Source organism: Microbacterium sp. 1.5R (genome assembly GCF_001889265.1).
Taxonomy (GTDB): domain Bacteria; phylum Actinomycetota; class Actinomycetes; order Actinomycetales; family Microbacteriaceae; genus Microbacterium.
Window position 1 is genome coordinate 1587463 of the sequence record NZ_CP018151.1, and the last position, 12630, is coordinate 1600092.

The 12630-nt window shown below is 66.7% G+C and carries 10 protein-coding genes and 2 tRNA genes; 6 read left to right on the top strand and 6 right to left on the bottom strand.

The genetic code is table 11. From position 1 onward, the window contains the following. Positions 1-64 precede the first annotated feature (64 nt). Positions 65-1309: an acyl-CoA dehydrogenase family protein gene (locus BMW26_RS07420; protein WP_072591172.1), complete on the bottom strand. Its 1245-nt coding sequence runs from the start codon at positions 1307-1309 to the stop codon at positions 65-67. A 173-nt stretch (positions 1310-1482) separates the two neighbouring features. Here BMW26_RS07420 and gltX point away from each other — a divergent pair, with 173 nt between their 5' ends. Together gltX and BMW26_RS07430 are read left to right on the top strand one after the other, a co-directional pair. After that, a complete protein-coding gene (gene gltX, locus BMW26_RS07425) occupies positions 1483-2988 on the top strand; it encodes a glutamate--tRNA ligase (protein WP_072591173.1) in 1506 nt (501 codons plus the stop codon). Positions 2989-3137: 149 nt separating this feature from the next. Further along, positions 3138-3209: transfer RNA gene (locus BMW26_RS07430), tRNA-Gln, on the top strand. 52 nt (positions 3210-3261) lie between these two features. Here BMW26_RS07430 and BMW26_RS07435 read toward each other — a convergent pair. After that, a complete protein-coding gene (locus tag BMW26_RS07435; RefSeq protein ID WP_072591174.1) occupies positions 3262-4083 on the bottom strand; it encodes a hypothetical protein in 822 nt (273 codons plus the stop codon). A gap of 193 nt (positions 4084-4276) precedes the next feature. Between BMW26_RS07435 and BMW26_RS07440 the strand changes: the two genes are divergently transcribed. After that, positions 4277-5236 carry a DNA topoisomerase IB gene (locus BMW26_RS07440; RefSeq protein WP_431739069.1) on the top strand — a complete coding sequence of 320 codons (960 nt, stop codon included), beginning with the start codon at positions 4277-4279 and terminating at the stop codon, positions 5234-5236. A gap of 6 nt (positions 5237-5242) precedes the next feature. Here BMW26_RS07440 and BMW26_RS07445 read toward each other — a convergent pair whose 3' ends face one another. Next, positions 5243-6100 (bottom strand): 3-hydroxyacyl-CoA dehydrogenase, encoded by an 858-nt coding sequence (locus BMW26_RS07445; RefSeq protein WP_072591175.1) that lies wholly within the window; start codon positions 6098-6100, stop codon positions 5243-5245. A 35-nt stretch (positions 6101-6135) separates the two neighbouring features. Beyond that, positions 6136-6582 (bottom strand): MarR family winged helix-turn-helix transcriptional regulator, encoded by a 447-nt coding sequence (locus tag BMW26_RS07450; protein WP_056278642.1) that lies wholly within the window; start codon positions 6580-6582, stop codon positions 6136-6138. An 82-nt stretch (positions 6583-6664) separates the two neighbouring features. Between BMW26_RS07450 and pepN the strand changes: the two genes are divergently transcribed. Further along, a complete protein-coding gene (pepN, locus tag BMW26_RS07455) occupies positions 6665-9148 on the top strand; it encodes an aminopeptidase N (RefSeq protein ID WP_072591176.1) in 2484 nt (827 codons plus the stop codon). Here the strand turns inward: pepN and BMW26_RS07460 are convergent. Next, entirely contained in the window at positions 9145-10023 is an 879-nt protein-coding gene (locus tag BMW26_RS07460) for an aminoglycoside phosphotransferase family protein (RefSeq protein ID WP_072591177.1), read from the bottom strand. The genes pepN and BMW26_RS07460 overlap by 4 nt on opposite strands. Before the next feature lies 1 nt (position 10024). Then, positions 10025-10663, bottom strand: coding sequence for an MBL fold metallo-hydrolase (locus BMW26_RS07465; RefSeq protein WP_053095878.1), 639 nt, complete (start codon positions 10661-10663; stop codon positions 10025-10027). 153 nt (positions 10664-10816) lie between these two features. Here BMW26_RS07465 and BMW26_RS07470 point away from each other — a divergent pair. After that, a tRNA-Glu gene (locus BMW26_RS07470) sits at positions 10817-10889 on the top strand. Between the two features lie 164 nt (positions 10890-11053). Next, positions 11054-12556, top strand: coding sequence for a tyrosine-type recombinase/integrase (locus tag BMW26_RS07475; protein ID WP_083569324.1), 1503 nt, complete (start codon positions 11054-11056; stop codon positions 12554-12556). Positions 12557-12630: the final 74 nt, after the last annotated feature.

Sequence of the window (12630 nt, forward strand, 5' to 3'; positions counted from 1 at the left end):
GGGCTCCCCGGTGCCGCGACCGCCTCCGTGAGCGCGGCACCGAGGAGCACCTGAATCGCGGCGATCAGGTGTACCAGGTCGGCTCAGGCACCTCGTTGCGCAGCACGTAGTCGCCGACCTCCCGCTTCTTGTACGCGATCGGGTCGTGCAGGCTGTGCGTGCGCAGGTTGCGCCAGAAGATGTCGAGGCCGACCGAATTGGCCGAGGCCCTGGCGCCGGTGAGCTCGTAGATCTTCGTGGCGACCTCCAGGCCGTCGTCGACGATGCGCAGCTTCCCCGCCGCGATGCGCACGGCGATCTCGCCACGTCGACGTGCAGTGAGTTCTTCGCGCGGGGCGTGCAGCACCGCACTGATCTCGGCGCCCACGGCATCGAGCAGCGCTTCGTCGGCCCACAGCTTCGATGCCAGCTCGCCATAGCCTTCGAGCAGATACCACTCGTCTGTCGCGTGCTGCTTGTCATCGCCGCCGTACGGCCACGGGCGGGTCACAGATCGCGTGTAGGCGGATGCCGTCTCGAGGGCGCCCTGTGCGATGCCGAGGTAGAAGTTCGCGAAGACGAGCTGGATGGTCGGCACGTTCAGAGTGTTGTAGGTCAAGGGGCGGAACACCCGGTCGACGAAGCCGGCTGCCGCCGCCCAGGGGACGCGGACGTCGCGGATCTCGACCGAGCCCGATTCGGTGAGTCGCTGCCCCAGGTTGTCCCAGTCGTCTCCGAAGACGATCCCCTCCTGAGCCGTGGGGACGATCGCGAAGATGTGCGTCTCGGTGCCTTCGAGGACGCCTTCGAGGACGGTCAGGTCCGAGATCTGGCCGCCCGTCGAGAAGGACTTGCGCCCGGAGAACACGAGATCATCGCCGTCTTCGCGGATCACCAAGTCGGAGTCGCGCGGGTTGACCGCGCCGCCGAAGACGAAGTCGTTCGCGGTGTACAGCTCCTCGACCGCGGCGATCTGCTCTTCGGTTCCGACGAGACGGGCCGCCCACGCCCAGAGGTAGTGATACCCGAGGACCTGTCCGATCGACCCGTCGCCGCGGGCCACCGCCCTGATCACCTTGTAGGCGGTGTCCCAGCTCTCACCGGCGCCGCCGTGGGCGCGAGGGCCGAGCAGGGTGACCAGCCCCGAGTCCTTGAGCAGCTGGACCTCGGCCCGAGGGGTCGCATTCGCGCGGTCCCGCTCGACGGCATCCACCGCGAGGATGTCGGCCACCTCCTCGGCGCGGTCGATCCACTCGAGGCTGGTCTGAGGTCTTGGCGTGCCGCGCCAGCGATCGCTGAGGCCCGTCGTCACTGCATCCGTGATTGTCATGTTGTCACCCTTCCGGTTGGTCGATGCGGCAACGATAGGAGCGCGTCGGCGTCGAATGCGGGTTGTTACCCAGGGTGAGGGACTGTTACCCACGGTGACCCCTCCTGAGCGGCCCGCGACCGCTGGCGATCGGGGAGGTCGAGACGCCACCCGGCAACTAGAATCGAGGGGATATGGCTACCCCGCACCCCCTCACCACGACCGCCAGCGGCTCCGACGTACGCGTCCGCTTCTGCCCCTCGCCCACCGGACTGCCGCACGTCGGCATGGTCCGCACGGCCCTCTTCAACTGGGCGTACGCCCGCCACAACGGCGGGAAGATGGTGTTCCGCATCGAGGACACCGACGCCGCGCGCGACAGTGAGGAGAGCTTCCGCCAGCTCGTCGACGCTCTGACCTGGCTCAAGATCGACTGGGATGAGGGCGTCGAGGTCGGAGGGCCGCATGCCCCGTACCGCCAGTCCGAGCGTCACGACATCTATCGCGGCGTGATCGACAAGCTCCTCGCCTCCGGCGCCCTGTACGAGAGCTTCTCCACGGCGGAGGAGATCGACGCCCGCAACGAGGCGGCCGGACGCGCGAAGCAGCTCGGCTACGACAATCACGACCGGGATCTCACGACCGAGCAGAAGGACGCCTTCCGCGCGGAGGGTCGTCAGCCGGCACTCCGACTGCGCGTGCCGGACGAGGACCTCACCTACGTCGATCTGATCCGCGGTGAGGTGACCTTCCCCGCCGGTTCCTTCCCGGACTTCGTGGTGGTGCGTCCGAACGGGATCCCGCTCTACACGTTCGTGAATCCCGTCGACGACGCGCTCATGGGCATCACGCACGTTCTGCGCGGCGAAGACCTGATGCCCTCCACGGCTCGTCAGCTCGCGCTGTACGCGGCCCTGATCGACGCCGGCGTCACCACGTTCGTCCCGCGGTTCGCTCACATGCCGCTCGTGCTCGGCGAGACGGGTAACAAGAAGCTCTCCAAGCGCGACCCTCAGGCGGATCTTTTCCTCCACCGGGATCGCGGATTCATCCACGAGGGTCTCCTGAACTATCTGGCGCTGCTCGGCTGGTCCATCGGTCACGACCGCGATGTCTTCACGCTCGAGGAGTTCACCGAGGCGTTCGACATCGTGGACGTCAACCCGAACCCGGCTCGGTTCGACCAGAAGAAGGCCGAGTCGATCAACGGCGACCACATCCGCAAGCTCGACGAGAAGGACTTCGCCGAGAGGACGATCCCGTACCTCGCGGCCGCCGGCCTCTTCGACGAGCCGACTCACGAAGAGCTCGTGCTCGCCTTCCGGGTCGCCCCGCTCGTGCAGGAGCGCGTGCAGTTGCTCGGCGACGTGCCCGGCATGGTCGGCTTCCTCTTCTCCGACGACGTCTCGTATGACGCCGACGCGCTCAAGGGGCTCCCTGCGAACGCCGGCGAGGTGCTCGACGCGTGCGTGGTGGCTCTCGAGCCGGTGACCGGCTTCACGCCCGAGAAGATTCAGGAGGCTCTCGCAGCGGCGCTCGTCGAGAGCCTCGAGCTCAAGCCGCGTGTCGCCTACGGTCCTCCGCGTGTCGCGATCACGGGACGCCGCATCTCGCCGCCGCTGTTCGAATCCATGGAGCTCCTGGGCAAGGACGAGTCGCTGCGACGGCTCCGGTTGCTGTCGGAGTTCCTGGCCGGCTGAGACGGCCTGGTCGACGAGGGAGAGTCGCCGATGAGTGCTCTCCCTCGTCATCCCCGCCCGCGACGCGCCCGGACGAACGGCGGCGTTTTGGCATTAGGGCCGCGGCTCGGGTAAGCTTGACTCTCGGTGCGAGACTCCGGTTTCGCCCTTGGGGTATGGTGTAATTGGCAACACGGCGGTTTCTGGTTCCGTTGTTCTTGGTTCGAGTCCAGGTACCCCAGCAAGACAAAAACCCCCGCTCAGGCGGGGGTTTTGTCGTTACTGGATGCGTGCCTACTCGCACTCTCCGATGAACCCGAGGTAGCACACCGCTTCGTGCGTGACGGCCGGCTCGTAGTCGTCGTTCGACACCTGACGTGTATCGATCTCAGGCGTCCGGTGAAGGCTGCCATAGCTGCCGAGCGTGGCCACGAAGTAGCCGTCGCCGTCCTGCGCCTTCATCTCGTCTATCGCCGCGCTGTACTCGGCGCACAGGCGGGTCGCGCTCTCGGTGAGCTCGACATCGACGCAGGCTGCCGTGTAGGTCGCGACCATGAGGTTCGTGCAGTCCGTCCAGTCCTGGTTCACGCTGCAGGGGTTCACGTCGTCCATCGTGACGTCGTAGCGCCCGGTCTCGTACTCCTCGCTGCGGAAGGTCTCCGGCTGCTCGGGTACATCGGTCTTGGTCCAGTGTCGCGCCGTGGCGAAGGCGAAGATCACGACGATCGCGGCGATGAGAAGGAGCGCGCCCACGATCGAGAGCGCCACCCAGAGACCGACACGCCTCTTCTGACCCGGAGGGCCGTCGGGCGCGGCCGTGTATCCCGGGTACACCGGCGGGCCTGCTGGCGCCGGGGCCTGCGTGGCGTACACGGGCGCCGTGTCGTATGCGGGAGGAGGTGCGTCGTACGCCGGAGGAGGTGCGTCGTATGCGGGGCCGGTGGGCGGCGGGGGAGCGGTCGGCTGGGTCGACACCCAGTAGGCGTACCAGCTCTGAGCGGACGCGGTATCGTCGGCCACCTGTCGGGCTTCGAGGTCGGTGAGCTGCAACCCGAGTGGGGCGCGCAGATCTGCACGGGTCAGGGACGCACGGAACTCCTCGAATGACATCGCCATAGTCACGAGGATGGCAGACCATCGGGTGCCCGGACAATCGATCGGCGCGATGCCGCTGCCGACGGAGCATGCCGTCCGGAGGGAGATATCGCCTAGCAGAGCGCGCCCGTGTCGCGCCATGCCCTTCACTGCCGGCGCCGGGGCGGGCATCGTGATCGCAGATGCCCGACGCGGCATGACAGGGAGGATGCCAATGGCACTCACGAGAGTCGTCCCCGGCGAGACGCCGGGAATTCGACGCGTGCGATCGGGCTCCGGCTTCCGATACGTCGATGCCGGCAACACGCCCGTGGCCGAGGCCGATCGAGAGCGCATCCGGGACCTCGCGATACCTCCCGCGTGGAAAGACGTGTGGATCGCCGCCGACCCCCTCGCTCACATTCAGGCGGTCGGCACAGACGATGCGGGCAGACGTCAGTATCTCTACCATCCCCTCTGGCGCACCGGCAGAGATCAGCGCAAGTTCGCCCGGGCGCTCAAACTGGCCGAGGCGCTGCCCGCCGCCAGGGCGAAGGTCACCCGTGCCATCGGTGAACCGGGACTGACACGTGACCGCGCCCTCGCCGTCTCCTTCCGGCTGCTGGACGACGCTGCACTGCGCATCGGCTCGGAGCGTTACCTGGTGAAACACGGCAGTCGCGGCCTGAGCACGCTTCGGCGACGGGACGTGCGGATCGACGGGAGTACGGTCGCGCTCAGCTTCCCTGCGAAGAGCAAGCAGCTCGCCTCGATCGAGATCACCGATGCGCCGCTCGCCGAGGCGCTGTCGGAGTTCGCCGTCGGTTCGCCGAAGGCTCCGCTGCTCGCCTATCGCAAGGGCCGTCGCCGGGTGCGACTCACCTCGAGCGAGGTCAACGACTATCTACGGCAGGTGGCGGGATCGTCGTTCACCGCGAAGGACTTCCGCACGCTGCACGGTACGATCCTCGCGGCGGACGCGCTGGCGCGGATCGGCCGACTCGAGACGAAGACCGATCGACGGCGCGCCGAGCGCCTCGCTGTGCAGGCCACGGCGTCGGCGCTCGGCAACACTCTCGCGGTCGCCCGAGGGAGCTACATCGACCCGCGGGTCTTCCGGCTCTACGCGCGCGGTCGCACTCTCGACCTGTCGGTGTCGCCGGAGACTGCCATCCGCAAGCTCCTCGGGCGGTGAGGGGCGTCAGCTCTCGCGAGGGTAGGTGTAGAAACCCTCGCCCGTCGCGACCCCCAGCTTGCCGTGGTCGATGTACTGCTCCTTGAGCAGGTCTGCGAAGCGCTGCTGCTTCTCGCCGCCCATGCGCGAGATGTTGTAGGCGGTCGTCAGACCGACGATGTCGTAGATCTCGAAGGGGCCTGCCGGCGCGCCCGTGCCGATCCGCCAGGTCGCGTCGATGTCCGCGGGCTCGGCGATGCCGTCGACGAGCAGCTCGGCCCCGGCCTGGAGGAAGGGCACGAGCAGCGAGTTCAGCAGGTAGCCCGCCTTCTCCTTCTTGATCTGGATGGGGACCATCCCGATCTGCGTCGCGAACTCGACGACCGTCTCGTAGACGGTGGGGTCGGTTGCGGGGGTTCCCATGACCTCGGCGGTGTTGTGCGACCAGATCTCGTTCGCGAAGTGGAGGGCGAGGAACCGGTCGGGGCGACCCGTCGATTCCGCGAGCGCGCTCGGCAGGAGGGTCGAGGAGTTGGTCGCGAAGATCGTGGTCGCCGGTGCGGCGTCGGCGAGGGTCCGGTAGATGCTCTGCTTGAGTTCGAGGCTCTCGGGCACCGCCTCGATGATGAGGTCAGCCGCAGCGGCTGCATCCGCGAGGTCGGAGGTGAGCCGGATGCGGTCGATCGCGGCATTCGCGCCGCCGTCAGCGGCATTCTCCACGCCGTCTGCGACGTAGCGCGAGGCGAGATCTTCGAGTCGTTCGGCCGCGCGATCGAGCGCGGACTGATCGATGTCGTATGCGACGACGTCGAAACCGTGGAAGGCGGTCTGGAACGCGATCTGCGATCCGAGCACGCCGGTGCCGAGAACAGTGATGTTCTTCATTTCTCTTCTTCCTCTGGTGGCCTTGTGGGCCGTGGTCAGGCTTGTTCGTCGCCGCTGTCGAAACGCCGGAGATCATGCGCGAAGCGCTGCACCTCGTCATCCGTCCACTGCGCGAGATGGGCGTCGATGACGTCCTGCAGCGATCGCAGTGTGCCGCGGAATGCCTCTTCGCCCTCGGCGGTCAGCTCGAGCGGTCGGCCGCGTCCGGAGTTCGAAGGGGCCTCCTGCACGAGGCCGAGAGACATGAGTGCGGACAGCTGACGTGAAACGGTCGAGCGGTTCAGTCGGAACATCCGGGCGATGTCCGTCGACCGGATCCCGGGCTGGTCGGCGATCGCCATGACGATGGACTGGTCGGTCATCGAGAGCGTCGGCTCTCCCGCGCGGGCGTCGACCAGGCCGCGCCGCGTGATGGCGACGAGCGACTTCAGGACGGCGGCGCTGTCGGTTCGGCGTTCGTCTGACCCAGTCTCATGTTGCATAGCGCAACTCTACGCTCTTCTGTTGCGTGAGGCAACGTACGTAGGTTCGGCAGGGCGGGAACGCGGATGAAAGGATGGAGGCATGGACACAGCCAATCTCTCCCGAGAGGAGACCGCGGCGCGATCCGCCGCCGTCTCCGTGCGCAGCATCCGCGTAGAACTCGACCTCACGGGTGCGCCGGAGCGGGCACGCAGCGGGTTCTCCACGACCACGACCCTGGATTTCACCGCGACGGCGGACTCGACCTGGGTGGACTTCATCGGAGAGAGCGTCGAGAGGGTCGTCGTCAACGGCGTCGACCGCGATGTCGTCTACGACGGGTCGCGCATCGAGCTGAGCGGCCTCGGGACCGAGAACGTCGTCCGTGTCGAAGCTGTCGCGAGCTACAGCCGATCCGGCGAAGGCCTGCACCGGTTCCACGACCCGGTCGACGACCGCACCTACCTCTACACGCAGTACGAGCCCGCCGACGCGCGACGGGTGATGGCCTGCTTCGAGCAGCCCGACATCAAGGCGCCCTACACGTTCGTGATCGATGCTCCGGCGGGTTGGCAGGTGCTGTCGAACCAGGCGGCGGTCAGCGTCGACGCCGGCGTCGGCGTGCAACGTGTCGAGTTCGCTCCTACTCTTCCGATCTCCAGCTACATCACGTCCATCGCGGCGGGACCCTACGCTCGAGTCGACGGCGAGTGGCAGCGCGACGATCAGCGCATCGCGCTGGGCCTGTTCGCGCGACAGTCCCTCGCGCAGTACCTGGAGTCGGACGAGATCCTCGAGATCACCCGCCAGGGTCTCGATTTCTTCACCGACGCGTTCGCCTACCCCTATCCGTGGGGCAAGTACGACCAGATCTTCGTGCCCGAATACAACCTCGGCGCGATGGAGAACCCCGGCCTCGTGACATTCACAGAGTCCTACCTGTCGCGAGGGGCCGCTACGGATGCCCAGCGTGCCGCTCGCGCGAACACGATCCTGCATGAGATGGCGCACATGTGGTTCGGCGACCTGGTCACGATGAAGTGGTGGGACGATCTGTGGCTCAAGGAGTCGTTCGCCGACTACATGGGTTCGCATGCCTCGGCGGTGGCGACGCGCTTCCACGACGCCTGGGTGAAATTCGCGGCGAACCGCAAAGCGTGGGCGTACCAGCAGGACCAGTTGCCCACGACGCACCCGATCGTCGCGGACATCCCCGATCTCGAGGCGGCGAAGCTGAACTTCGACGGCATCACCTACGCCAAGGGTGCCGCCGTGCTCAAGCAGCTCGTCGCGTTCGTCGGCGACGAGGCGTTCTTCGAGGGCGCGCGGCGGTACTTCGCGGCGAACGCCTTCGGCAACACGACCCTCGAGGACTTCCTCGTGCAGTTGAGCGCGGTCTCCGGGCGGGACATGACCGATTGGTCGCGTGCCTGGTTGCAGACCACCGGGGTCTCGACGCTGTGGGTGGAGCGGGATGCCGACGGCGGCGCCGCCGTCATGCAGAGCGACCCGCGGCCGCACCGCCTGCGTATCGGTCTCTACGATCGTGTCGACGGGAGGGTCGTCCGTCGCGATCAGATCGCGCTCGACATCCACGACGAGCGGACACCGGTCATCATCCCGGCTGCGGATCTCGTGCTCCTCAATGATGACGACCTCACCTATGCCAAGGTGCGTCTCGATGACGCCTCTCTGGCGACGGTGCGGGAATCACTGTCTTCGCTCGACGATCCTCTCGCCAGGGCTGTCATCTGGTCATCGCTCTGGAACGCCACCCGCGACGGCGAGCTCGCGGTCGCTCGGTACGCCGAGATCGTTCGTGCCCACGCTCCGCGGGAGTCGAACATCGGCCTTCTCGCCGGCATCCTCGCGAATACGCTCTTCGCGATCCGCAACTACGCGAGCGATGACGCGCGACAGCGTGAGTCGACAGCATGGGTCGAGACCGCGTGGACTGCGCTCCAGGCATCCGATGCCGGCAGCGATGCACAGCTCTCCTGGGCGCGTGCGCTCGCATCGGCATCAGCTTTCGACGATGTGCGTGCAGACGACATCCGCGCGATCCTGCATGGCGATGCCCCCGACGGGCTCACGATCGACCCGGATCTGCGGTGGCAGCTCCTCACCGCCCTCGTCACCACGGGACACGCGGATGCCGATGCGGTGGCCGCGGAGCTGGAGTCCGACGACACGGGCAGCGGACGCACCGCTGCCCGCAGGGCCCTGGCCTCGCGTCCCGAACCGGACGTCCGGGCTGCCGCCTGGGACGCGGCGTGGAACGACGGATCGCTCAGCAACGATCATCTCGACGCGGTGATCGGCGGGTTCCGAGCCGGAGGACGCCGCGATCTCATCGAGAGGTTCGATGCCGAGTACTTCGGGCGGATCGGCGATGCGTGGGCGACACGGAGCATCGAGCTGGCGCAACGCCTCGTGGTCGGACTCTTCCCCGCCTCGCCCACACTCGATGCCGTGGATGCCTGGCTCGCGGACAACGACACGGCGCCCGCCGCTCTGCGCCGGATCGTCATCGAACAGCGCGACCACCTGGCGCGAGCTCTGCGCGTTCGAGCCGCGCAGAGCTAGTCCTCTTCGAGCGCGTCGGCCGTGCTCACTCCGACGGCGAAGTACTCGGGCCTGTCATCGCTCTGAGTCATCAGGACGAGGGCGATGTACGCCGCCCAGCCTCGCGCGCGGGTCCAGGTGGCGTCGTCGTAACGCTCCCTCGTCGCTCGCCGGAATGCCTCTCGGCCGCAGGCGTCGAAGAGCATCCAGGACGAGGCGAGGTCGTAGGCGGGGTCGCCGACCGTGACATCGCCGAAGTCGATGAGCGCGGTGAGCGTGCCGTCGGCGACGAGCACGTTGCCCGGGTGCAGATCGCCATGGATCCAGACCTGCTCCGATGCGGGCGGCGCTGCGAGTGCCGCCGCCCAGGCGTCGCGCAGTGCCGTCCGGCGGTCGAACGCGTCCAGACGTGGCCGAATGGCGGCGTCTCGAGTGGACAGGGCGCGTCCGCGCACCGGGTTGCGGGGAGCATCGACCGGCGCGGCCACGTGCAGCGCGCGCAGGGCGTCCGCGAGTCGGGGCGCCCAGGTCGCGTTGTCCGGGCGGGAGGAGGCGAGCGCCGTCGTTCCGGGGATCCAGGGCAGAACGGACCAGGGTCGCGGAAAGTGCGCGCTCGGCTCGCCCACGATCACGGGGACGGGCGCACGGATGCCGACGGCGGCGAGAGCCGGCCCGATCGTGCGCAGGGCACGCTGCTCGTGGGTGATGAGCGGCACCGAGAGATCGCGTCGAGGCAGCCGCACGGCGAGTTCGGAGCCGAGGCGCCACATCGAGTTGTCCCAGCCGTCGGCGAACAGCCTCAGCGGAAGCTCGGCGAGGGCGGGGTCCGTGCTTCGGAGGAGATCTCGTACGCCGCCCTCGTTGAGCGAGTACTCGGCAGAGGGGGAGTCCGCCACGTCAGATGTCGAGCGAGTCGCCCGGTTCGAGTATCGAGAACTCGCCGCCGCCCTGCTCGGTCGCCCACTGCAGCCGCTGCCGGTGCATCGTCTTGCCCGCGACGGACAGCGTCATGTCGTGAGTGCCGAACGCCCGCCGTGGTTTCACGGCCAGGACGTAGTCCATGGCCTCGCCGATCTTCAGCCACGGCGCGCCGAGCGGTGCCGCGAGAGTGCCGACCTCGACGCCCTCGGGGATCGCGTACGAGTCGCCCGGATAGTAGAAGACATCGTTGATCAGCACGCCGACGTTCTCGACCACCGGCAGTGACGAGTGGATCACCTCATGCGTGCCGCCGAAGAAGCGGAGCGTGAACGCACCGACCTCCACCGTCTCGCCCGGAGCGACCACGGAGATGTCATAGCCGTCGGCCGCGCGCGCGACGCCCGCCGGGGCGTAGATCGGGGTGCCGGGGGCTGCGCGCAGGATCCGATCCAGGTGCTCGGGGGTCCAATGGTCGGGGTGCTCGTGAGTGATCACGACAGCGACGAGACCCGAGAGATCGTTCAGGGGAGAGGTGAACGAGCCCGGGTCGAGGAGAAGGACGTCATCGCCCTGCTGGATGCGAAGAGCGGCATGTTCGAATTTGGTGACGCGCATGAGATGAGTCAACTCCTTCAGGGGCGCCGTGGCAAACCCCTCGGCAGGTGCGCCACGCCCGGGATCTGAAGACCGTCCCGCTCGATTTGGCGACGTGAGAATCGTCGTGGCATACTTGAACAGTTGTCGCGGCACGGAAACGTTCCGCCAGACGGCCCCATCGTATAGCGGCCTAGTACGCTGCCCTCTCACGGCGGTAACGCGGGTTCGAATCCCGCTGGGGTCACACAACACAATCTGGCGCTGGTCAGAATCAAGAAAACCCCCGGTTTACCGGGGGTTTTCTTCGTTTCCGGGCGGTTTCAACTCCGAATGTTGTCGCTTCACGTGTAGCGACTCGTGTAGCGACTCGCTGCGTCCGCATCTTAGGTCCGGCCTAGACTGAGCCGCATGTCGCCTGTGAAGCGCCGTTCTGACGGTACCGGAGGGGAGTGGAGCGAGCAGAAACCCGTTCGCCGCCGCGACCCCGAGACGGGGAAATGGGTGAAGACGGAAGAAACGCGCACTATCTGGAATGTGTCGCGCCGTATCCCTTGGATGCACCGTGATGACTCGGGCGTCGAACGCGAAGGCGTCAAGGTGCTCGTCGCTGAGGGCAGCACGCCGCGCATCGCCCATGCGAACTTGGAAAAGCGCATCGCGCGGTTCAAAGAGGTGAGAAACCCTGCGGCAGCGTTGAGGGAACAGCGGGCCACGGAGACGCTTAGCGAGTACTTCTGGGACACCTGGACCAAGTCGAAGCGGCACTTCGAGTACCGTCCAAACACGGCTCGCGGACACCTCACGCGGATGCGTCTGCACGTTCTGCCTGTTCTCGGAGACAAGCGCCTAGTGGACCTCAGCCGAGATGACGTCCGACGACTGTTCGAGAAGGTCATGCCCGAGAAGACCATCGAGAAGGGGAAGTCCAAGGGGCAGAAGTACGGCCCAGAACAGACACGGGATATCTGGAAGACCCTTCACATCGTCCTTCAGGACGCCGTCTACGACGGCAAGATACCCCGGAACCCCATGGATGACATTCGGGATACTGACAAGCCGAAGCGCGGCGCTGCGACCACGCTTCTCATCCCGGACGGCATCGTCATTGACCTGACGAGAACGCTGCGTCGGCCGGAGTGGGAGGTTGAACAGGTTCGGTTCAACCTCGCCCTCCAGACAGGCATCCGAGGCGGTGAAGCGCTGGGCATCACCTGGGACCGCATCTCCGGAGTGACCGATGGCGATAGCCGCCAGCCGCGCCTAGTCATCTCACAACAACTTGCCCGAAGGGACATCAAGCACGGGCCAGGCTGCAAGTCAGGCAAGGACGGGCAGTGGGCGTGCGGCGTGCAGGCCCGTTACTGCCCGCGTCACGGCGCGCCGCCGACACCGCGCATCGAAATCGTCAAGTGGACGAAATCGAAGAGGGAACGCAGTCTGCCGCTCACCCGCCGCATGCGGGAGCTACTCCGCACTCAGTTCGAACGACAGCTTGAATGGAAGCGTAAGTACCCAGGGGAGTGGGCGCAGCAAGAGGCGCTGCGAGATGACCTCTCAAAGCTTGTCTTCACGACCGAGAAGGGTAAGCCGTTCCGTCCGCAGAGTGATGGGAAGCGGTGGCACGAGCTGCTGGCTGCGGCGGGTCATGCGGATTTCGATGGCTCGGCACACAAGACCCGCCACCTCGCCGTCAGCGCACTCGCTCTGCAAGGCGTGAGCCTCGAACTTATCGGTGAGATTGTCGGTCACTCGAACGTTGAAATCACGCGCATCTACCGACACATCCAGCAGTCCGACATCGAGCGCCATCTTGAAGCGCTCGATGACCACTACGAAGCCGTCGAGGCCGCGAGGGAAGCCGCACGGGAAGAATGGGTGAGCGAGCAGCTCTGGGGTCCACGAGCCGGATAACGGAGCGCGCTGTCCCCGTCTCGTTCCGATAGGTCGGGGCGGGACCCTATGTTGACCCGTATGGTGCGTTTGGG